Source organism: Amycolatopsis sp. NPDC021455 (assembly GCF_040640995.1).
Lineage (GTDB): Bacteria > Actinomycetota > Actinomycetes > Mycobacteriales > Pseudonocardiaceae > Amycolatopsis.
Genome location: NZ_JBFACT010000050.1, coordinates 1 through 18480, shown reverse-complemented (window position 1 = coordinate 18480; position 18480 = coordinate 1). Strand labels below are relative to the sequence as shown.

Here is an 18480-nt window from a genome sequence, read left to right as displayed (position 1 = left end):
CGCCACATTGGGTGCGTTGGACGCACCGAACGCCACATTGGGTGCGTTGGACGCACCGAACGCCACATTGGGGCGCTCGGCCCGAACGTCAAACAGCTCGCGACGCTAGCCGCGGGGTTCCTCACCGGCCGGCTGACCGCGGCGAGCCGGGCGCGGGCGAGGCCGGGGTCGAGGCTGCGGCCGCGGGGGCTCGGCGGGACCGTCGGCCGCCGGTTCCTCGTCCGACGGCCGGGACCGCCCGATCCGCCCGCCGACGAACAACCCGAGCCCGGCCGGGATCAGCACCAGCAGGGCCGAGAACGCCGCTCCGCCGGTGAGTGCTCCGCCCAGCTCCGACACCCCCGTCTGGTCGACGAAGACCGCGCGGCCCACCACGTACAGGATCCCCGCCACCGGCCCGGCGATCAGCGCCGCGATGAACCACACGCGGCCGCGGTCGGGCAGGCCGCGCCACGCGTCGACCGCGCTCCAGAGCGCCGCGGCTCCGACGAGCACCGCCAGCGCCAGCGCCACCACCGCGGTCTGCTCGGTCGGGTGGTAGACGGCGTACTTGGCCAGCAGGGTGATGGCCGCGCCGTGCAGCACCGCCATCCCGAGTCCGCGAATCACCCAGGCGCTCATCCTGCGGAGTGTAGGCGGCCTACTGGCGAGTCGCTTCCCCCGGGAAGGCCGCGCACTAGGGTGGGAGCCGTGCCTGAAACCCATGGACGACGCCGTGCCGCGCTGCGCGGGCTTCTGACCGAAGCCGGTGTCGACGCGCTGCTGGTCACCGATCTGCTGAACATCCGCTACCTGACCGGGTTCACCGGCTCGAACGCCGCCGTGCTGCTGCACGCCGGCGGCGACGAGAAGACGCTCTTCTGCACCGACGGCCGCTACACCACCCAGTCGGCCGCCGAGGTGCCCGACCTCGACAAGGTCGTCGACCGGGCCAGCGCCGCCGCCCTCGTCAGCCGCGCCGCGAAGGACGCGAAGACCTACGGGCGGGTCGGCTTCGAGAGCCAGCACGTGAGCGTGGAGGAGTACGAAGCGCTCACGGAGGAAGTGCCCCTGACCAGGACTCCCGGGCTGGTCGAGCGGCTCCGCGTGGTGAAGGACGAAGCGGAGATCGAGGCGCTGCGCCAGGCGTGCGCCGCCGCGGACCGGGCGCTGGACGACCTCGTCGCCGCCGGCGGGCTGCGGCCCGGGCGGACCGAGCTGGAAATCGCCCGTGACCTGGAGAACCGCATGCTGGAGCACGGCTCCAGCGCCCCCAGTTTCGCCTCCATCATCGCCGCCGGGGCGCACTCGGCCATCCCGCACCACCAGCCCACGCATGCCGAGCTGAAGCGCGGCGACTTCGTGAAGATGGACTTCGGCGCGACCGTCGACGGCTACCACTCCGACATGACGCGCACCTTCGTCCTCGGCGAGCCCGCGGACTGGCAGCGGGAGATCTACGACCTCGTGCACGCCGCCCAGGCGGCCGGCGTCGACGCCGTCGTGCCCGGCGCCGAAGTGTCCGAAGTGGACGCCGCGGCGCGGAAGGTGATCGCGGACGCCGGGCACGGCGAACACTTCGCGCACGGCCTCGGGCACGGCGTCGGCCTGCAGATTCACGAGGCGCCCAGCTTCGCCGCCACGGGCGTCGGTACACTGTCCGCCGGTATGGCGGTCACCGTCGAGCCCGGCGTCTACCTCGCGGGGCACGGTGGCGTGCGCATCGAGGACACGCTCGTCGTGCGGGCTGGGGAGCCCGAACTCCTCACCCTGAGCACCAAGAACCTCGTGGTCGTCTGACAGCGGCCCCGAACCCGAAGATTCGACACAGGAGACTGCAAGCTCGTGGCCACGACCAACGACCTGAAGAACGGGCTCGTCCTCAACCTCGAGGGCCAGCTGTGGACCGTCACCGCGTTCCAGCACGTCAAGCCGGGCAAGGGCGGCGCCTTCGTGCGCACGACGCTCAAGCACGTGCTCACCGGCAAGGTGGTCGACAAGACGTTCAACGCGGGCACGAAGGTCGAGACGGCCACGGTGGACCGCCGGAACATGACCTACCTCTACAAGGAGGGCCAGGACTTCGTGTTCATGGACGGCGACACCTACGACCAGATCACGGTCCCGGCCGAGGTCGTCGGCGACAACGCCAACTACATGCTCGAGAACACCGAGGTCCAGGTCGCGGTGCACGAGAACGAGCCGCTGTACGTGGAGCTGCCGACGTCGGTCGAGCTGGTCGTCCAGCACACCGACCCGGGCCTGCAGGGCGACCGCTCGACCGGCGGCACCAAGCCGGCGACGCTGGAGACCGGCGCGGAGATCCAGGTCCCGCTGTTCCTGTCCACCGGCGAGAAGATCAAGGTCGACACCCGCGACGGCCGTTACCTGGGCCGCGTCTCCAGCTGATGCCGACTTCGAAACCCCACCCGAACCGCGGCGGCGCGATCAGCCGCAGGCAGGCGCGCCGCCGGGCGGTGGAGATGCTGTACGAGGCCGCGCAGCGTGACACCGACGCGGTGACGCTGCTGGCCGACCGCGTCGGCGCGACGGACGTCGACCCGATCGCGGACTACACGATCAGCCTGGTCGAGGGCGTGACGGGCCGGAAGACGCAGATCGACGAGCTGCTGGCCGAGCACGCGCAGGGCTGGACCCTGGAGCGAATGCCGAAGGTCGACCTCGCGGTGCTGCGGGTCGGGGTCTACGAGCTGCTCTGGGCCGAGGACGTGCCGGACCCGGTCGCGATCGACGAGGCCGTCGGCCTGGCGAAGGAACTGTCCACGGACGACTCGCCGCGGTTCGTCAACGGCGTCCTGGGCCGGATCGGCACGATCGCCGACCGCCTCCGCGCCGTGCTCTGACGAGAAACATCCGGGTGCTGCGAGCCCCCCGACGAGTCAGTGAGCGTCTCCGGTGCCCCACCGGGGAACGCTCACTGCGTCGGCTTCGCGCACCGGCTATCAGTCCTCCTTGGAAGGACGCGCCTCCGGCGGCAGGACGCCCCAGTCGATGAGCTGCTCGGTGAGCTCGCCCGGGGTCATGTCGTAGATGATCGCCAGGGACCGCAGGTCTTCGGTGCGGATCGAGAGCACCTTGCCGTTGTAGTCGCCGCGCTGGCTCTGGATCGTCGCGGCGTAGCGGGCCAGCGGGCCCACCTTTTCGGCCGGCAGCTGCTGCAGGCGCTCGAGGTTGATCACGATCTTGGTGGCGGGCTCGGCACCGGAGGGGACCCGGCCCTCGGGCAGCAGCTCGACCACCGGTACACCGTAGAAGTCGGCCAGCTCGGCCAGCTTCTGCACGGTGACGGCACGGTCGCCACGCTCGTACGAGCCGACGACGACGGCCTTCCAGCGCCCACCGGACTTCTGCTCGACCCCGTGCAGGGACAGGCCCTGCTGCTGGCGGATCCCGCGGAGCTTGGCCCCGAGCGCCTTGGCGTAATCGCCCATCTGGTCGTTCTCCGTTCTTCACCCCCTCCCGGTCGGGGTGACCGGTCGGGGACTCTTCGAGTCGAATACTCAGAGTAATGGTTACGCATTGTTGTCACCAGGTCAAGCAGGAGCTTGCCGCGAATCACGCCACACCACCCGTAAGGCTGAGCAAAGTCCCTGCTACTGTCGGTGCGAAAGCCCCGACCAGCAGGGGAACAGACGTCCTTTAAGGACCCGTCCGGTGAGGCGGGGAAGGAGTCCGGTTTGTCGTCACGTCCGCGTGGCGCGGCTGGTTCGGCCGGGGAGCGCGAGCTCCTGTCGGCCGGCGATGTCGCGCGCACGATCGCCCGAATGGCCCATCAGGTCATCGAAAAGACCGCGAACGGTGCGGAGAGCACTACCCCGCCCGTGTTGCTCGGCATCCCGTCCCGGGGCACGCCGCTGGCGGTCCGCCTGGCCGACAAGATCGGCGAGTTCTCCGGGGTCCGCCCGCCCACCGGCGCCCTCGACGTCACCCTCTACCGGGACGACCTCCGCCGCCGCCCGCCGCGCGCGCTCGAACAGACGCAGCTGCCCGCCGACGGCATCGACGACCGCGTGGTGATCCTGGTCGACGATGTGCTCTTCTCCGGCCGGACGATCCGGGCCGCGCTCGATGCCCTCCGTGATCACGGCCGTCCCCGTGCGGTGCAGCTGGCCGTGCTGGTCGACCGCGGTCACCGGGAGCTGCCGATCCGCGCCGACTACGTGGGCAAGAACGTGCCGACCGCCCGGGCCGAGGACGTGATCGTCCTGCTGGCCGAGATCGACGGCCGCGACGCGGTGCTGCTGCGTCCCGCGGACTCCCCTGGAGAGGACTCGTGAAGCACCTGCTCGCCACCGACGGCCTGGACCCGGCGGTCGCCACGGCCGTCCTGGACACCGCCGACGAGCTGAAGCACACCCTGCTCGGCCGCGAGGTCAAGAAGCTGCCGACGCTGCGCGGCCGCACGGTGATCACCCTGTTCTACGAGAACTCGACCCGCACCCGGGTGTCGTTCGAGATCGCCGGGAAGTGGATGAGCGCGGACGTGATCAACGTCTCCGCGTCCAGCTCCTCGGTCAACAAGGGCGAGTCGCTGCGGGACACGGCGCTGACGCTGGCCGCCGCGGGCGCCGACTGCGTGATCGTCCGCCACCCGGCCAGCGGTGCCGCCCAGCGCCTCGCGGGCTGGCTGGCCGAGCCCGGCACGTCGGTGGTCAACGCCGGCGACGGTACCCACGAGCACCCCACGCAGGCCCTGCTCGACGCGGCGACGCTGCGCGAGCGCCTCGGCTCGCTCAAGGACCGCCGGATCGCCATCGTCGGGGACGTCCTGCACAGCCGGGTCGCCCGCTCGAACATCCACCTGCTCTCGGCCCTCGGCGCGGAGGTGGTGCTGGTCGCGCCGCCGACGCTGCTGCCCTACGGCGTCGAGAGCCTGCCGGTCACCGTCTCGCACGACCTCGACGCCGAGCTGCCCGCGGTCGACGCCGTCATGATGCTGCGGGTCCAGGCGGAACGGATGCACGGAGGTTTCTTTCCGAGCGCGCGTGAGTACTCCATCGCGTACGGCCTGTCGGAACGGCGGCAGAAGCTGCTGCCGGACCACGCGGTCGTCCTGCACCCCGGCCCGATGCTGCGCGGGATGGAGATCGCTTCCGCGGTCGCCGACTCCCCGGCGTCGGCCATCACCGAACAGGTCCGCAACGGCGTCCACGTGCGCATGGCGGTCCTCTACCACCTCCTGGCCAGCGAAGGAGCCGCCGCGTGAGCACCGTGATCAAGGGCGCCCGCCCGTACGGCGAAGGTGACCCGGTCGACGTCCTGATCGAGGACGGCGTGATCACCGCGATCGGCGCCGTCGACGTCCCCGAGGACGCCGAAGTCATCGAGGCGAACGGCCAGGTGCTGCTGCCGGGCTTCGTCGACCTGCACACCCACCTGCGCGAACCCGGCCGCGAGGACACCGAGACGATCGAGACCGGCTCGGCCGCGGCGGCGCTCGGCGGCTACACCGCGGTCTTCGCCATGGCCAACACCGACCCGGTCGCCGACAACGCCGTCGTCGTCGACCACGTGTGGCGGCGCGGGCAGGAGGCCGGCCTGGTCGACGTCCACCCGGTCGGCGCGGTCACCGTCGGGCTCAAGGGCGAGAAGCTCGCCGAGCTGGGCACGATGGCGAACTCGCAGGCCCGGGTGAAGGTGTTCTCCGACGACGGCCTCTGCGTCGCCGACCCGCTGCTGATGCGCCGGGCGCTGGAGTACTCGACCGCGCTGGACGTCGTCATCGCGCAGCACGCGGAGGAGCCGCGGCTGACCGTCGGCGCCCAGGCCCACGAGGGCGAGCGCGCGGCCCGGCTCGGCTACACCGGCTGGCCCGCCGCGGCGGAAGAGTCCATCGTGGCCCGCGACTGCCTGCTGGCGTTGCACGCGAACGCCCGGCTGCACGTCTGCCACGTCTCGACGGCGGGCACGGCGGATGTGCTGCGCTGGGCGAAGGACCGCGGCACGAAGGTGTCGGCGGAGGTCACGCCGCACCACCTGCTGCTCACCGACGAGCGCCTGGCCACCTACGACCCGGTGAACAAGGTGAACCCGCCGCTGCGCACGTCGTCGGACGCGGAGAAGCTGCGGGCGGCACTGGCGGACGGGACGATCGACTGCGTCGCCACCGACCACGCGCCGCACGCGGTGCAGGACAAGGACGTCGAGTGGAGCGCGGCCCGGCCGGGCATGCTCGGGCTGCAGACGGCACTGTCCATCGTGGCCGAGACGATGGTCCGCACCGGCCTGCTCGACTGGCGCGGCGTCGCCCGCGTCATGAGCGAGCGGCCCGCCGAGATCGGCAACCTGGCCGGCCAGGGCCGTCCGATCGAGGTCGGCGAGCCGGCGAACCTGACACTCGTCGACCCGGATGCCGAGTGGACGGTCCGGGGGGCGGAGCTGGCCAGCATCGCGGCCAACACCCCGTACGAGGGAATGCGGCTGCCCGGCGTGGTGACCGCGACGCTGCTGCGCGGGCGGATCACCGCGCGGGACGGGAAGATCTGCTGATGGAACGCCTCTGGCTGGTGCTGGCGATCGTCGCCTTCTTCCTGCTCTGCCTCTGGGGCATGTACGTGGGCTGGCGGCGCAAGTCCCGCTCGCAGAGCGCCCAGGTGCCGCCGTTCCCCGCGATCCCCGCTGGTTTGGGGGATGCCCTGCTGGAGTCCACCGGCGTCTACCTGGCGACGACGATCGCGGGGGAGTGGCAGAACCGGATCGTCACCCGCGGTGCCGGGCTGCGGACGTCCGCGGTCTGGCGGCTGCACGACGGCGGCGTCGCCGTCGAACGCGGGGGAGCGCCGGACTTCTGGATCCCGCGGGAGGCGGTCACCGGCGTCCGGCGCGACACGAAGATCGCCGGGAAGGTGATGGGCACGGACGCGCTGCTGGTCGTCACCTGGCGGCTCGGCGACACCGAGCTCGACACCGGCTTCCGGGGCGACGACCTCGACGACTATCCACAGTGGATCGAACAGCTCAAGATCAAGGGAGGTGCCCAGTGAACGCGCGCGCTCAGGCCGCACTGGTACTCGAAGACGGCCGGGTGTTCCGCGGCGCTGCCTACGGCGCGCAGGGGCGAACCCTCGGCGAGGCGGTGTTCTGCACCGGCATGACCGGCTACCAGGAGACCCTGACGGACCCGTCCTACCACGGCCAGATCGTGGTCCAGACGGCGCCGCAGATCGGCAACACCGGCTGGAACGACGAGGACGACGAGTCCTCGAAGATCTGGGTCAACGGCTACGTGGTCCGCGACCCCGCCCGCACGCCGTCGAACTGGCGCTCCCGCCGGTCGCTGGACGAGGAACTGGAGCGCCAGGGGATCGTCGGCATCGCCGAGGTCGACACGCGGTCGCTGACCCGGCACCTGCGCGAGCTCGGCGCGATGCGCGCCGGGGTGTTCTCCGGCGACGCGCTGGGCACGGTCGACGACATGGTCGCTTCGGTGCTGGCGAGCCCGAAGATGGAAGGCGCCGACCTGGCGGGCCAGGTGTCGACGCGTGCGCCGTACGTCGTTTCTCCTTCGGGTGAGGTTCGCTTCCGCGTGGCCGCGCTGGACCTGGGCATCAAGTCCAACACCCCGCGGCAGATGGTGAAGCGCGGCATCGAGGTGCACGTGCTGCCGTCCACGTCTTCTCTGGACGAGCTGCTGGCTCTGGAACCGGACGGGGTCTTCCTGTCCAACGGCCCAGGCGACCCGGCCACGACGACGCACGCGACCGAGCTGACCAAGCAGGTCCTGGAGCGCGAGATCCCGCTGTTCGGCATCTGCTTCGGCAACCAGGTCCTCGGCCGCGCGCTGGGCCTGGGCACGTACAAGATGCGCTACGGCCACCGCGGCATCAACATCCCGGTGATCGACGTGGCCACCCGGTCCGTGGCCATCACGGCGCAGAACCACGGGTTCGCTTTGGAAGGCGAGCCGGGACAGCGCTTCGAATCGCCGTTCGGTGCGGCGCAGATCAGCCACTACTGCCCCAACGACGACACGGTCGAGGGCGTGCGGGCGCTGGACGTCCCGGCGTTCTCGGTCCAGTACCACCCCGAAGCCGCGGCCGGCCCCCACGACGCGGCGCCCCTGTTCGACGATTTCGTTTCGCTCATGGAGAAGAAGGCCTGATGCCGAAGAGGACGGACATCCAGCACGTGCTGGTGATCGGCTCCGGGCCGATCGTGATCGGGCAGGCCGCGGAGTTCGACTACTCCGGCACCCAGGCCTGCCGGGTGCTGCGCAGCGAAGGCCTGCGCGTCTCCCTGGTGAACTCGAACCCGGCCACCATCATGACCGACCCGGAGTTCGCCGACGCCACCTACATCGAGCCGGTGACGCCGGACTTCGTCGAGAAGGTCATCGCCGAAGAGCGGCCCGATGCCCTTCTCGCCACCCTCGGCGGGCAGACCGCGCTCAACTGCGCCGTCGCGCTGCACGAACGTGGCGTGCTCGACAAATACGGCGTCGAGCTGATCGGGGCCGACATCGACGCCATCCAGCGTGGTGAGGACCGGCAGAAGTTCAAGGACATCGTCCGCACCGTCGGCGCCGACGTCCCGCGCTCCCGCGTCTGCCACGACATGGACGAAGTCCGGGACACCGTCAAGGAACTCGGGCTGCCCGTCGTCATCCGGCCGAGCTTCACCATGGGCGGGCTCGGCTCCGGCATGGCGCACACGCCCGAGGACCTCGAGCGGCTCGCCTCCACCGGCCTCGCCGAATCTCCCGTCACCGAGGTGCTCATCGAGGAGAGCGTGCTCGGCTGGAAGGAGTACGAGCTCGAGCTGATGCGCGACAAGCACGACAACGTCGTGGTCGTCTGCTCGATCGAGAACATCGACGCGATGGGCGTGCACACCGGCGACTCCGTCACCGTCGCGCCCACCATGACCCTCACCGACCGCGAGTACCAGGTCATGCGGGACGTCGGCATCGCCGTGCTGCGCGAGGTCGGCGTCGACACCGGCGGCTGCAACATCCAGTTCGCGATCAACCCGCGTGACGGCCGGATGGTCGTCATCGAGATGAACCCGCGCGTGTCCCGCAGCAGTGCGCTCGCAAGCAAGGCCACCGGCTTCCCGATCGCCAAGATCGCCGCGAAGCTCGCCATCGGCTACACCCTCGACGAGATCCAGAACGACATCACCGGCGAGACGCCGGCGGCGTTCGAGCCCACTTTGGACTACGTCGTCGTGAAGATGCCGCGGTTCGCCTTCGAGAAGTTCCCGGGCGCGGACCCGACGCTGACCACGACGATGAAGAGCGTCGGCGAGGCGATGTCGTTCGGCCGCAGCTTCCCCGAAGCGCTCGGCAAGGCGATGCGGTCCATCGAGACCAAGGCGACCGGCTTCTGGACGCTGCCCGACCCCGAGGGCGTCACGCTGGAGTCCACTTTGGACTCGCTGCGCACGCCGCACGAGGGACGGCTGTACGAAGTGGAGCGTGCCCTGCGGCTCGGCGCCACCGTCGAGCAGGTCCACGAAGCGTCCGGTATCGACCCGTGGTTCATCGACCAGATCGCCCTCATCGGCGAGGTCGGTGCCGAAGTCCGCGACGCGCCCGTGCTGGACGGCGACCTGCTGCGGCGCGCCAAGCGCACGGGGCTGTCCGACCGCCAGATCGCCGCCCTGCGGCCGGAACTGGCCGGCGAGGACGGCGTGCGCGCGCTGCGGCACCGCCTCGGCGTGCGGCCGGTGTTCAAGACCGTGGACACCTGCGCGGCCGAGTTCGCGGCCAAGACCCCCTACCACTACTCGGCCTACGAGTCCGACCCCGAGGCGCAGTCCGAAGTGGCCGTCCAGTCGGACAAGCCGAAGGTGCTCATCCTCGGCTCCGGCCCGAACCGGATCGGCCAGGGCATCGAGTTCGACTACTCCTGCGTGCACGCGGCGATCGCGTTGCGGGAGGCCGGGTTCGAGGCCGTCATGGTCAACTGCAACCCGGAAACCGTGTCCACCGACTACGACACCTCCGACCGGCTGTACTTCGAGCCACTGTCCTTCGAGGACGTCCTCGAGGTCGTGCACGCCGAGCAGGCGTCCGGCACGGTCGCCGGCGTGATCGTCCAGCTCGGCGGCCAGACCCCGCTGGGCCTGGCGAAGAAGCTCGCCGACGCCGGTGTCCCGGTGGTCGGGACGCCGCCGGAGGCCATCCACCTGGCCGAGGACCGCGGGGCGTTCGGCGAGGTGCTCACCCACGCCGGCCTGCCCGCGCCGCGCTACGGCACGGCGACGTCGTTCGAGGGCGCCAAGCGGATCGCCGACGAGATCGGCTACCCGGTGCTCGTCCGGCCGTCCTACGTGCTCGGCGGGCGCGGCATGGAGATCGTCTACGACGAGGACTCGCTGGCCGGCTACATCCGCCGCGCCACCGAGGTCACGCCGGAGCACCCCGTGCTGGTCGACCGGTTCCTCGACGACGCCATCGAGATCGACGTCGACGCGCTGTTCGACGGCGAGGAGCTCTACCTCGGCGGCGTCATGGAGCACATCGAGGAGGCCGGCATCCACTCCGGTGACTCCTCGTGCGCGCTGCCGCCGATCACGCTCGGCCACACCGACCTGCAGGCCGTCCGCCGTTCCACCGAGGCGATCGCGCGCGGTGTCGGCGTCCGGGGACTCCTGAACGTCCAGTACGCGCTCAAGGACGACGTCCTGTACGTCCTGGAGGCCAACCCGCGCGCGTCGCGGACGGTCCCGTTCGTGTCGAAGGCGACTGCGGTCCCGCTGGCCAAGGCCGCCGCGCTGATCATGACCGGCTCGACGATCAAGGACCTGCGGGAGAGCGGGGTCCTCCCGGCCGACGGCGACGGCGGGCAGATGCCCGCGGACTCGCCGGTGGCGGTCAAGGAGGCCGTGCTGCCCTTCCACCGCTTCCGCACGCCCGAAGGCCACGGCGTGGATTCCTTGCTGGGCCCGGAGATGAAGTCCACCGGCGAGGTGATGGGCGTCGACGTCTCCTTCGGCAAGGCGTTCGCGAAGTCCCAGAGCGGCGCGTACGGCTCGCTGCCGACGTCCGGGCGGGTGTTCGTCTCGGTGGCCAACCGCGACAAGCGCTCGCTGGTGTTCCCGGTGAAGCGGCTGGCGGACCTCGGGTTCGAGATCCTCGCCACGTCCGGCACCGCGGAAGTGCTGCGGCGCAACGGAGTCGTCTGCACGGTGGTGCGCAAGCACTACGAGGGCTCGACCGAAGCCGAACCGAACATCGTGGACGTGATCCTGAACGGCGATGTCGACATGGTGATCAACACGCCCTACGGGAACAGCGGTCCCCGCGTCGACGGCTACGAAATCCGCACCGCCGCGGTGTCACGCGACATCCCGTGCGTGACGACCGTCCAGGGCGCCGCGGCGGCCGTGCACGGCATCGAAGCGCTCATCCGGGGCGACATCGGCGTCAAGTCGCTGCAGGAGCTCCAGGCGGCGCTGAAGGCGCAGTCGTGAGCACGGCGTTTTCCGGGTCGGAGCGGTTCGGGGCGCGGCTGGCGAAAGCCGTCGCGGCCCGGGGCCCGCTGTGCGCCGGGATCGACCCCCACCCCGGCCTCATCGAGGCGTGGGGGCTCCCGGTGGACGTCTCGGGCCTGGAACGGTTCGCGCTGTCCGCCACGGAGGTCCTGGCCGCGCACACGGCGATCGTGAAGCCCCAGTCGGCGTTCTTCGAAAGTTTCGGCGCGGCCGGTGTCCGGGTACTGGAACGGGTGGTCTCGACCGCGCGTGACGCCGGCGCGCTGGTGCTGCTGGACGTCAAGCGCGGCGACATCGGCTCCACGATGGCGGCCTACACCGCCGCGTACGTCGCCGACGGCGCGGCGATCGCGGCCGACGCCATCACCGTCTCGCCCTACCTCGGGTTCGGCTCGCTGGAGCAGTGCGCCGCCACGGCCGTCGCGGCGGGACGCGGCATCTTCGTGCTCGCCCGGACGTCCAACCCCGAAGCCGGCGAGGTGCAGAACGCGAAACTGCCCGACGGGCGCACCGTCGCGCAGGCGATCGTCGATTCCGCGGCGGCACTCAACGCATGCGCGGAACCGCTCGGCGATGTGGGCGTCGTCGTCGGCGCCACGATCAAGCCGGGAGAGCTCGACCTCTCGCGGTTGAACGGTCCGGTGCTGGCACCCGGTTTCGGGGCCCAGGGAGCCACTGTGGCCGATTTACGGGCCCTGTTCGGTGCGTCCCTTCCGGGCGTGCTGCCCGCGTCGTCCCGGGACATCCTGAAGCACGGTCCGGAGCAACCGGCTTTGCGCCAAGCGGTCGAACGAGTCGCCGAAGTGCTGGCCGACCCGCAGGAAAACGGCCAATAGCAGGGGTCGGAACAGGCCCCCACCAGGCACCCCCGCATTGTGGCCGGTGCTCACGGGTGGGTACCGTCGCGTCACCCACCCAGTTTTGAGAACTACCGGAGGAAAACGTGGCACTTCCCCAGCTGACAGAGGAACAGCGCGCTGCGGCGCTGGAGAAGGCCGCCGCCGCCCGCCGCATCCGTGCTGAGCTGAAGGAGCGGCTGAAGCGGGGCGGTACCACTCTGGTCGACGTGCTGAAGCAGGCCGAGGAGAACGAAGTCCTCGGCAAGATGAAGGTTTCGGCTCTGCTCGAGGCTCTGCCCGGCGTCGGCAAGGTCCGCGCCCAGCAGACCATGGAGCGACTGGAGATCGCCCCCAGCCGTCGCCTTCGCGGCCTCGGCGACCGGCAGCGCAAGGCGCTGCTGGCCGAGTTCAGCGGCGAGTGAACGGCGCCGGTCGTGACTACCCGGTGAACCCGGGCACCGACCGCGGCAGTGAGCCGGTGGCGGGGGACCTCTCCCGCCACCGGCTCACCGTCGTCTCGGGGCCTTCGGGGGTCGGGAAGTCGAGTGTGGTGGGCGAGCTGCGGAAGCTGGAGCCGGAGATCTACTTCAGCGTCTCGGTCACCACGCGCAAGCCGCGCCCCGGCGAAGTCGACGGGGCGCACTACCACTTCGTCGACCGCGTCGAGTTCGACGCGATGGTCGCCGAAGGCAGGCTGCTGGAGTGGGCCGAGTTCGCGGGCAACCGCTACGGCACCCCGCGCGAGCCGGTCGAGAAGGCCCTCGCCGAGGGCCGCCCGGCCGTCCTGGAGATCGAACTGCAGGGCGCCCGCCAGGTCCGCGCGGCCATGCCCGAGGCCCGGCTGGTGATGCTGATGCCGCCGTCGTGGGACGAACTGGTCGGCAGGCTCACCGGGCGCGGCACCGAAAACGAGGCCGCCGTGCAGGCCAGGCTGGCCGAGGCGGAGCGCGAGCTGGCCGCGGCGGGGGAGTTCGACCACCGCGTCGTCAACGCCGACGTGCGAGAGGCCGCCGAGCACTTGCTAAACTTGATTACTGATCAGTCTGCCGAAGATTCGGAGCACCACGCGTGACCACCCAGGCCACCCTGCACGAAGAGCTCGAGGGCATCACCAACCCGCCGATCGACGACCTGCTCGAGAAGGTCAGCTCGAAGTACGCGCTGGTGATCTACTCGGCCAAGCGTGCCCGCCAGATCAACGACTACTACGCCCAGCTGGGCGAGGGCCTGCTCGAGTACGTCGGTCCGCTCGTCGAGCCGGGCCCCCGCGAGAAGCCGCTCTCGATCGCGCTGCGCGAGATCCACGGCGGCCTGCTCGAGCACACCGAGGGTGAGTAAACCCCGCGTCGTCTTGGGCGTAGGCGGCGGGATCGCCGCCTACAAGGCGTGTGAGGTGCTGCGCGGGCTGACCGAATCCGGTCACGACGTCCGCGTGGTCCCCACCGAAGCCGCGCTGAACTTCGTCGGCGCGGCGACCTTCGAAGCCCTCTCCGGCCACCCGGTGCACACGGGCGTGTTCACCGAGGTGCCCGAGGTCCAGCACGTCCGCGTCGGCAAGGAGGCCGACCTCGTCCTGGTCGTCCCGGCCACGGCGAACCTCCTCGCGAAGGCCGCCCACGGCCTCGCCGACGACCTGCTGACCAACACCCTGCTCACCGCCCGGTGCCCGGTCGCCTTCTTCCCGGCGATGCACACGGAGATGTGGGAGCACCCGGCGACCCGCGACAACGTCGCCCTGCTGCGCTCGCGCGGCATGATCGTCACCGAGCCCGACTCGGGCCGGTTGACCGGCGCCGACACCGGCAAGGGACGCCTCGCGAACCCGGCCGAGATCGTCGACCTCGCCCGGCTGCTGCTGGCCCGCCCGGACGCCCTGCCGCGCGACCTCGAGGGCGTTCGCGTGGTCGTGTCCGCGGGCGGCACGCGCGAGCCGCTGGACCCGGTCCGCTACCTGGGCAACCGCTCGTCCGGCAAGCAGGGCTACGCGCTGGCCCGCGTCGCCGCCCAGCGCGGCGCCGAAGTCACGCTGGTCACCGCCCACACCGTCGCGCTGCCGGACCCGGCGGGCGCGGCCGTGCAGCACGTCTCGACCGCCGAGGAACTGCGGCAGGCGGTGCACGCGGCGTCTCAGACCGCGGACGTCGTCGTGATGGCCGCCGCCGTCGCCGACTTCCGGCCGGCGAACCGGGCCGAGCACAAGATCAAGAAGTCCGACGACCAGCCGGACCCCGTGATCACCCTGGACCGCAACGCGGACATCCTGGCCGAGCTGGTGCGGAACCGGCGTCCCGGGCAGGTCGTCGTCGGCTTCGCCGCGGAAACCGGTGACGAGCACGGAAGCGTCCTCGACCACGCCCGCGTCAAGCTCAAGCGCAAGGGCGCCGACCTGCTGATGGTCAACGCGGTCGGCGACGGCAAGGCGTTCGGCACGGAGGACAATTCGGGCTGGCTGCTCGGGTCCGACGGCACCGAGCTCGCCATCCCGCTCGGCGCGAAGGCCGAGCTCGCGTCCACACTGTGGGACGCTGTTGTGAGCTTCATGAAGCGTTGACCGCCTCCCGAGCGATAGTCAGTACGCTTGCACAGGTAAGGGGTCCCTAACTTACAGGGCATCCGACGACTAGGTGAGGAAGTGACGGCCACCGTGACCGCGTCTAGCAGCAGATTGTTCACCTCGGAGTCGGTGACCGAAGGACACCCCGACAAGATCTGCGACGCCATCAGCGACTCGATCCTCGACGGCCTGCTGTCGAAGGACCCGCGCAGCCGCGTCGCCGTCGAAACCCTGATCACCACCGGCCAGGTGCACGTGGCGGGCGAGGTGACCACCGAGGCGTACGCCGACATCCCGACGATCGTCCGCGACGTCATCCTCAAGATCGGCTACGACTCCTCGGCCAAGGGCTTCGACGGCAACTCCTGCGGCGTCAACGTCGCGATCGGCTCGCAGTCGCCCGACATCGCGCAGGGCGTCGACACCGCGTACGAGTCGCGCGTCGAGTCGGACGAGGACGAGATCAACCGCCAGGGCGCCGGCGACCAGGGCCTGATGTTCGGCTACGCCTGCTCGGACACCCCCGAGCTGATGCCGCTGCCGATCGCGCTGGCCCACCGGCTGTCGAAGCGGCTGACCGCGGTCCGCAAGGACGGCGTGCTGCCGTACCTGCGCCCGGACGGCAAGACCCAGGTGACCATCGAGTACGCCGGCGACCAGCCGGTCCGCCTCGACACCGTCGTGGTCTCCTCCCAGCACGCCGACGGCATCGACCTGGAGAAGATGCTCAGCGTCGACGTCAAGGAGCACGTCGTCGGCCCCGAGCTCGAGGGCCTGGGCATCGACACCGCGAACGCGCGCCTGCTGGTCAACCCGACCGGCCGGTTCGTCATCGGCGGCCCGATGGGCGACGCCGGGCTGACCGGGCGCAAGATCATCGTCGACACCTACGGCGGCATGGCCCGCCACGGCGGCGGCGCGTTCTCGGGCAAGGACCCGTCCAAGGTCGACCGTTCCGCGGCGTACGCGATGCGCTGGGTGGCGAAGAACGTCGTCGCCGCGGGGCTCGCCGGCCGCGTCGAGGTGCAGGTCGCGTACGCGATCGGCAAGGCGGCCCCGGTCGGCCTGTTCGTCGAGACGTTCGGCACCGAGACGGTCGACCCGTCGAAGATCCAGCAGGCCATCACCGAGGTCTTCGACCTGCGCCCGGCCGCGATCATCCGCGACCTCGACCTGCTGCGCCCGATCTACGCCCCGACGGCGGCGTACGGCCACTTCGGCCGCCCGGAGCTGAACCTCCCCTGGGAGAGCACGGCCCGCGCCGAGGCCCTGAAGTCGGCCGCGGGCGCCTGATCCGCAAGTCCGTGAAGGCCTCCTTACCGGCTCTTACGGCCGGTAAGGAGGCCTTCACGGCTTCTGGCGTCGGGGCTGTCGGTGGGGTCTGGTAGAGATCACGGCGTGAGTAGTTCCGAGCCCGCCGCCCTCTGGGAGCTCCCGGAGAAGCCGCCTTCGCCGAAGGCGGCGCCGTCGCGTGCCCGGAAGAAGGCGCCGAAGCCGGGGGAGAAGGCGAAGGGTGCCCAGTCGCCCGCGCCGGAGCGGCCGGTCGCGCGGATCGTCGTCGACATCCCGCTGGCCCACCTCGACCGCACCTTCGACTACCTGGTGCCGGAGAAACTGCACGAGACGGCCGTGCCCGGCTGCCGGGTGCGCGTCCGGTTCGCCGGGCAGCTGGTCGACGGCTACCTGATCGAGCGCGGCGAGACGAGCGACTACGGCAGCAAGCTGGCGTTCCTGGACCGCGTGACTTCGTCCGAGCCGGTGCTGCCGCCGTCGTTGCACGCGGTCTGCCGGGCGGTCGCCGACCGCTACGGCGGCACGCTGTCGGACGTCCTGCGGCTCGCGATCCCGCCCCGGCACGCCAAGGCCGAGGGCGAACCACCGCTGCTGCCCGCGGCCGTCCCTCCCGCGCCCGGCACCACGGCGTGGGCGCGCTACCAGCGTGGCCCGGCGTTCCTGGAGGCTCTCGCCGAGGGGAAGCCCGCGAACGCTGTCTGGCAGGCCCTGCCGGGCGAGGACTGGCCGCGCCGGCTGGCCGAGGTGGCCGGGACGGTGGCCGCCCAGGGGCGCGGCGCGGTGCTGGTGGTGCCGGACCACCGCGACCTGACCCGGGTGCACGAGGCGTGCGCCGCGGTCGTCGGCGAAGAGGCCGTGGTGGCGCTCATCGCCGGGCTCGGGCCCGCCGAGCGGTACCGGCGCTGGCTGGCCGTGCTGCGTGGCGCGGTGCGGGTGGTGGTCGGGACGCGGGCGGCGATGTTCGCGCCGGTCCACGACCCGGGCCTGTTCGTGGTCTGGGACGACGGCGACGACCTGCACCTCGACCAGCACGCGCCGTACCCGCACGTCCGGGACGTGCTGATGGACCGCGCGCACGCGGCGAAGGCGTCGCTGCTGGCCGGCGGGTTCGCGCGGACGGCGGAGGCACAGCTGCTGGTCGAGTCGGGCTGGGCCGCGCCGGTACTGGCGGACCGCGCGACGCTGCGCTCTTCGGCTCCCCGCGTCACGCCGGTCGGCGAGGACTTCGACGTCGCCCGCGACGAGGCCGCCCGCGTGGCGCGCCTGCCGGCGGTGGCGTTCGAAGCGGCGCGGCAGGCGTTCGCGGCCGGCTTCCCGGCCTTGGTCCAGGTGCCACGGCGCGGATACGTACCCGGCCTGGCCTGCGGAAACTGCCGGACACCGGCGCACTGCCGCCGTTGCGCGGGCCCGCTGGCCCTGCCCGGCGGCTCGCTCGACGGGCAGCCGAAGCCCCCGGCGTGCCGCTGGTGCGGCGTCCCGGAAACGGCGTTCCGCTGCACGGCGTGCGGCTCGGTCCGCCTGCGCGCGGTGATCGTCGGCGCGAAGCGGACGGCGGAGGAGCTCGGCCGCGCGTTCCCGGGTGTCCCGGTCCGCACGTCCGGAGCGGCGGAGGTCCTGTCATCGGTGCCGGGCAAGCCGGCGCTGGTGGTGTGCACCCCGGGCGCGGAACCGGTGGCGGAGGGCGGCTACGGCGCAGCGCTGCTCCTGGACGGCTGGGCGTTGCTGGGCCGCCAGGACCTCAGGGCGGCGGAGGAGACCCTGCGCCGCTGGATGGCGGCGGCGGCCCTGGTCCGCCCGGCCGCCGCGGGCGGCCGCGTGATCGTGGGGGCCGAGGCGGGCCTGCCGGTGGTCCAGGCCCTGGTCCGCTGGGACCCGGCGTGGCACGCGGGCCAGGAGCTGGCGGAGCGCCGCGAGCTGGGCTTCCCCCCGGCAATGCGCATGGCGAGCGTGGAGGGCACCCCGGACGCGGTGGCGGCCTTCCTCGACGACCTCCCCCTGCCGGAGTCGGGCGAGGTCCTGGGCCCGGTCCCGATCGGCGAGGTGGACGAGGAGGGCAACGCGGAGCGCGAGCGCGCGCTGGTGCGGGTATCCCGAGCGGAAGGAAAAGCCCTGGCGGCCACGATCCACGCGGCGGCGGCCCGCCGAGACGCGAAGAAGGCCACGGAACCGATCCGCATCCAGCTCGACCCCCTGGACCTCATCTAGAACCCGTGTCGTCCCCCCAATCACGAGTGATGCCCCTCCGATCACGCATGATGCCCGCCTGATCCGAAAATGGGACTTTGGGGGCGTGCGTCAGCATCCGGCGGAGCGGAGCGGAGCCGGTTTCGAGGGTGGGTGGTGTTCAGGCGGCGGGTT

General features: G+C 71.4%; 18 protein-coding genes. 16 read left to right on the top strand and 2 right to left on the bottom strand.

Annotated elements, in window-relative coordinates; genetic code table 11:
* Positions 1 to 105: 105 nt before the first annotated feature.
* A complete protein-coding gene (locus tag AB0G28_RS36015) occupies positions 106 to 621 on the bottom strand; it encodes a B-4DMT family transporter (RefSeq protein WP_361099831.1) in 516 nt (171 codons plus the stop codon).
* A gap of 69 nt (positions 622 to 690) precedes the next feature.
* Here AB0G28_RS36015 and AB0G28_RS36010 point away from each other — a divergent pair, with 69 nt between their 5' ends.
* From AB0G28_RS36010 to nusB, 3 genes are read left to right on the top strand one after another with little or no spacing between them, the layout of a single operon-like run.
* Positions 691 to 1779 carry a Xaa-Pro peptidase family protein gene (locus AB0G28_RS36010; RefSeq protein WP_361099828.1) on the top strand — a complete coding sequence of 363 codons (1089 nt, stop codon included), beginning with the start codon at positions 691 to 693 and terminating at the stop codon, positions 1777 to 1779.
* 45 nt (positions 1780 to 1824) lie between these two features.
* Positions 1825 to 2388, top strand: coding sequence for an elongation factor P (gene efp / locus AB0G28_RS36005; RefSeq protein ID WP_310975012.1), 564 nt, complete (start codon positions 1825 to 1827; stop codon positions 2386 to 2388).
* Positions 2388 to 2843, top strand: coding sequence for a transcription antitermination factor NusB (gene nusB, locus AB0G28_RS36000; RefSeq protein ID WP_091308410.1), 456 nt, complete (start codon positions 2388 to 2390; stop codon positions 2841 to 2843). The genes efp and nusB overlap by 1 nt, the downstream gene beginning before the upstream one ends.
* 99 nt (positions 2844 to 2942) lie before the next feature.
* Here the strand turns inward: nusB and AB0G28_RS35995 are convergent, their stop codons facing one another.
* Complete coding sequence (locus AB0G28_RS35995) at positions 2943 to 3431, bottom strand: helix-turn-helix domain-containing protein (RefSeq protein ID WP_003096372.1); 489 nt, start codon at positions 3429 to 3431, stop codon at positions 2943 to 2945.
* A gap of 246 nt (positions 3432 to 3677) precedes the next feature.
* Here AB0G28_RS35995 and pyrR point away from each other — a divergent pair, with 246 nt between their 5' ends.
* The 13 genes from pyrR to AB0G28_RS35930 all read left to right on the top strand — a co-directional run bounded on the left by pyrR (position 3678) and on the right by AB0G28_RS35930 (position 18327).
* Positions 3678 to 4277 (top strand): bifunctional pyr operon transcriptional regulator/uracil phosphoribosyltransferase PyrR, encoded by a 600-nt coding sequence (gene pyrR / locus AB0G28_RS35990; RefSeq protein WP_361099823.1) that lies wholly within the window; start codon positions 3678 to 3680, stop codon positions 4275 to 4277.
* Positions 4274 to 5206 carry an aspartate carbamoyltransferase catalytic subunit gene (locus tag AB0G28_RS35985; RefSeq protein WP_361099820.1) on the top strand — a complete coding sequence of 311 codons (933 nt, stop codon included), beginning with the start codon at positions 4274 to 4276 and terminating at the stop codon, positions 5204 to 5206. Before pyrR ends, AB0G28_RS35985 begins: the two co-directional genes overlap by 4 nt.
* Positions 5203 to 6489, top strand: a complete 1287-nt coding sequence (locus AB0G28_RS35980; RefSeq protein WP_361099817.1) for a dihydroorotase — start codon at positions 5203 to 5205, stop codon at positions 6487 to 6489. The genes AB0G28_RS35985 and AB0G28_RS35980 overlap by 4 nt, the downstream gene beginning before the upstream one ends.
* Positions 6489 to 6983 (top strand): transporter, encoded by a 495-nt coding sequence (locus AB0G28_RS35975; protein ID WP_361099814.1) that lies wholly within the window; start codon positions 6489 to 6491, stop codon positions 6981 to 6983. The genes AB0G28_RS35980 and AB0G28_RS35975 overlap by 1 nt, the downstream gene beginning before the upstream one ends.
* Complete coding sequence (gene carA, locus AB0G28_RS35970; protein WP_361099811.1) at positions 6980 to 8101, top strand: glutamine-hydrolyzing carbamoyl-phosphate synthase small subunit; 1122 nt, start codon at positions 6980 to 6982, stop codon at positions 8099 to 8101. Before AB0G28_RS35975 ends, carA begins: the two co-directional genes overlap by 4 nt.
* Positions 8101 to 11415: a carbamoyl-phosphate synthase large subunit gene (gene carB, locus AB0G28_RS35965; protein WP_361099808.1), complete on the top strand. Its 3315-nt coding sequence runs from the start codon at positions 8101 to 8103 to the stop codon at positions 11413 to 11415. Before carA ends, carB begins: the two co-directional genes overlap by 1 nt.
* Entirely contained in the window at positions 11412 to 12272 is an 861-nt protein-coding gene (gene pyrF, locus AB0G28_RS35960; protein ID WP_361099805.1) for an orotidine-5'-phosphate decarboxylase, read from the top strand. The genes carB and pyrF overlap by 4 nt, the downstream gene beginning before the upstream one ends.
* A gap of 107 nt (positions 12273 to 12379) precedes the next feature.
* A complete protein-coding gene (gene mihF, locus AB0G28_RS35955) occupies positions 12380 to 12697 on the top strand; it encodes an integration host factor, actinobacterial type (protein ID WP_003096398.1) in 318 nt (105 codons plus the stop codon).
* The gene (gene gmk / locus AB0G28_RS35950; RefSeq protein WP_361099802.1) at positions 12694 to 13347 is read left to right on the top strand and encodes a guanylate kinase; all 654 of its coding nucleotides are present in this window, start codon (positions 12694 to 12696) and stop codon (positions 13345 to 13347) included. The genes mihF and gmk overlap by 4 nt, the downstream gene beginning before the upstream one ends.
* The gene (gene rpoZ / locus AB0G28_RS35945; protein WP_005152353.1) at positions 13344 to 13613 is read left to right on the top strand and encodes a DNA-directed RNA polymerase subunit omega; all 270 of its coding nucleotides are present in this window, start codon (positions 13344 to 13346) and stop codon (positions 13611 to 13613) included. Before gmk ends, rpoZ begins: the two co-directional genes overlap by 4 nt.
* The gene (coaBC, locus tag AB0G28_RS35940; RefSeq protein ID WP_361099799.1) at positions 13606 to 14826 is read left to right on the top strand and encodes a bifunctional phosphopantothenoylcysteine decarboxylase/phosphopantothenate--cysteine ligase CoaBC; all 1221 of its coding nucleotides are present in this window, start codon (positions 13606 to 13608) and stop codon (positions 14824 to 14826) included. Before rpoZ ends, coaBC begins: the two co-directional genes overlap by 8 nt.
* A 93-nt stretch (positions 14827 to 14919) precedes the next feature.
* A complete protein-coding gene (metK, locus tag AB0G28_RS35935) occupies positions 14920 to 16122 on the top strand; it encodes a methionine adenosyltransferase (RefSeq protein ID WP_361099971.1) in 1203 nt (400 codons plus the stop codon).
* Between the two features lie 105 nt (positions 16123 to 16227).
* The gene (locus AB0G28_RS35930) at positions 16228 to 18327 is read left to right on the top strand and encodes a primosomal protein N' (protein WP_361099796.1); all 2100 of its coding nucleotides are present in this window, start codon (positions 16228 to 16230) and stop codon (positions 18325 to 18327) included.
* The last annotated feature ends 153 nt before the right edge of the window (positions 18328 to 18480 follow it).

Coding starts and splice junctions, on each gene's coding strand:
- AB0G28_RS36015 (WP_361099831.1), bottom strand. CDS start 621: ATGAGCGCCTGGGTGATTCGCGGACTCGGGATGGCGGTGCTGCACGGC.
- nusB (WP_091308410.1), top strand. CDS start 2,388: ATGCCGACTTCGAAACCCCACCCGAACCGCGGCGGCGCGATCAGCCGC.
- AB0G28_RS35995 (WP_003096372.1), bottom strand. CDS start 3,431: ATGGGCGATTACGCCAAGGCGCTCGGGGCCAAGCTCCGCGGGATCCGC.
- AB0G28_RS35975 (WP_361099814.1), top strand. CDS start 6,489: ATGGAACGCCTCTGGCTGGTGCTGGCGATCGTCGCCTTCTTCCTGCTC.
- carB (WP_361099808.1), top strand. CDS start 8,101: ATGCCGAAGAGGACGGACATCCAGCACGTGCTGGTGATCGGCTCCGGG.